Origin of the sequence: Bradyrhizobium sp. th-b2, assembly GCF_000426785.1 — a bacterium.
In the GTDB taxonomy this organism is placed as follows: domain Bacteria; phylum Pseudomonadota; class Alphaproteobacteria; order Rhizobiales; family Xanthobacteraceae; genus Bradyrhizobium; species Bradyrhizobium septentrionale.
In genome coordinates, this window is the sequence record NZ_AUGA01000248.1 from 1 (window position 1) to 1,426 (window position 1,426).

The following is a 1,426-nucleotide window of genomic DNA, read 5'->3' on the forward strand; positions in this document are numbered from 1 at the left end:
TGAGCGGGTCACGGTCGACACCACGGTGCAGCCGAAGGCCATCACCTTTCCGACCGATGCCAAGCTGCTGCATGCGGCGATCCAGGGGCTCAACCATTTGAAGGCTGAAGGACACCTCCGCCGCTGCTACCTCAAAGGCCGCGCCGGCGATGCCGCCAACGTCATCCTCTCCGCCGTCGGCATGCTTGCCGAGAAAGTCCGCGACCTCGACCTCGACCGCCTGGGCCAACAGAGCACGCGCCCCATTGCGCAAGATTTCGGTGAGTTGATCTTCGACGTTTCCTGGTTGAATCAGCTTGATGATGTTATCCGATTCCCGCCGTCACCAACTTTCAGCGACAGCTCTCAGGCCGCGTCACCCAGAATCAGCCATAGCTCAGTCAATACTGGCCCATCATCGAATATTGCCAATGACAGCCTCGTTGGCCTTTTCGTCTTTCGACAGAACGTTAGATGTCAATTCAGTGACCTGATTGAGCTTATCCAGAAGCCCTTGCAACGAAATCACTGCCATTTGCCCTTCGCTGTTGGCGCTATCAATCGCCGCCCTAACATTGTTGATCGCAGCGTCGAACTCCGCCTGTATGCCATACACGTCGTTACAGTTGGTCTCGATGGCGATGCCATTCGCCTGTAAGAACTCATAAACGCTTCGGGTCTTGCCTTGCGAATCTATAAAGGTGCCGTACGATCTGACAGTCTTTTCGTCATTTGGCCTTTCGGCCCGCATGGTCGCCAATGCACTATTCAAGTCTTTCAAAAGATTGTTACGCGCCTGCATGCTGGCATAATCAGCCCGGAGCTCCGTCTCGTAGATGCCGTGTCGCTCCATCATAAGCAGCACCATGGTTGAATATAGCGACTGTCCATCTGTGAGGGCATAATCCGCACTGTAGGACGGCACGCTGGCAGTTCCATTGATCATTTTCCACCTTCCTTCCGGTCTAAACATCGTTTGTTTAAACGATGGGTTGCACTCAGGCCATGTTGACGAGTTTGCTCCTCGTCTCGCTATCTGCACTACGTATCTCCGCAAGCTTGCTCAGCATGTCCTGAATCTGCGTCTGATAGTAATCGATGAATTGCCTTTCGTCCTCCGCCTGGGCCTTCGCCTTGGTGCTATCCGCGTCATGCTTCACTTTTTCTTCCTGACATTGAGTGGACGCCATGTTCATGCCGGCCCCGGCGATCTTGGATGTTTCCGTTGCAATGGCGGCCATGCCTCCCCATTTCATGGTCGCCTGTTGGGCTGCGGTTTGCGCGTTAGCCATGCGCATAAAGTCGAAATCGACTATGTCATCAGGAGTGTGAGCGCCAAGGCCAGACGGGGCCTCGATGCTCCTGTCATCAGGAGTGTGGTAATCAGAAGTGCGAGCGCTAAGGCCAGACGGGGTCTCGATGCTCCTGTCATCAGGAGTGTGGTAAT

At 54.6% G+C, this 1,426-nt stretch carries 2 protein-coding genes and 1 pseudogene; all 3 read right to left on the bottom strand.

The features are described 5' to 3' along the window. Positions 1-304, bottom strand: a pseudogene (locus tag K359_RS66685) (hypothetical protein); the annotation flags it as partial. 90 nt (positions 305-394) lie between these two features. Then, complete coding sequence (locus K359_RS63940) at positions 395-925, bottom strand: hypothetical protein (protein WP_166309060.1); 531 nt, start codon at positions 923-925, stop codon at positions 395-397. A 52-nt stretch (positions 926-977) separates the two neighbouring features. After that, positions 978-1,426, bottom strand: a 449-nt coding sequence (locus K359_RS56680) for a hypothetical protein (protein ID WP_210164127.1), incomplete at its 5' end; no start/stop codon positions are given.